This window comes from Pseudomonas sp. GW821-FHT09C08, from assembly GCF_059418125.1.
On the sequence record NZ_JBWKPG010000025.1, the window covers coordinates 1 to 582 of the forward strand.

Annotated in this window: 1 protein-coding gene; it reads right to left on the reverse strand. The window is 55.2% G+C overall.

Translation table 11 applies throughout. The features are described 5' to 3' along the window. Nucleotides 1-208: 208 nt before the first annotated feature. Nucleotides 209-511, reverse strand: a complete 303-nt coding sequence (locus AC07OJ_RS30865) for an IS3 family transposase (protein WP_065899480.1) — start codon at nucleotides 509-511, stop codon at nucleotides 209-211. Nucleotides 512-582 lie beyond the last annotated feature (71 nt).

The window sequence follows — 582 nt, forward strand, 5'->3', positions numbered from 1 at the left end:
TGCCCGCCGGCTTGCAGCTGTTTAGCCAAGGTACGAGCGCCCGCAGACTCTCTCGACGCCCTGTGGTGCTTGACCAGCATAGCCTTGAGTTTCTCTCGCTTAGGGCTCACCTTGCCTTGGCGCTGACGCCATGCGTAAAAGCTACTGCGGTTTATTCCGAACACACGACAGCAATCGTTAACGCCGTACTGCTCGCCCAGCTCACAGATCAACGAGAGTGATCTTTGGCGTCCAAAAGCAGGAGAGCACTGGCCTTTTTTAGGATTTCGATATCCCGGTCTCTTTGCCTGAGCAAGGCTTTAAGTTCCTGGATCTCTCGCTGATCCGCGGTAATCGCCTTGGCTCCCACCGGAGTCGAGCCCAAGCGTTCCTTGCGAACTTGATCGACCCAGCGGCGCAAGGCCGTAGGGCCAATATCCAAGCTGGCACAGACCTCGGGAACCGACTGCCCCTCGTCCAGCACCATGCTGGCAGCCTTGAGTTTGAACTCACATGAATAAGATTTACGCATATCCAAACACCTCAGATTTGGACGCCATCATAGCGCCCGATTGAGGTGTCCAAAATCATTAGGCCAGTTCA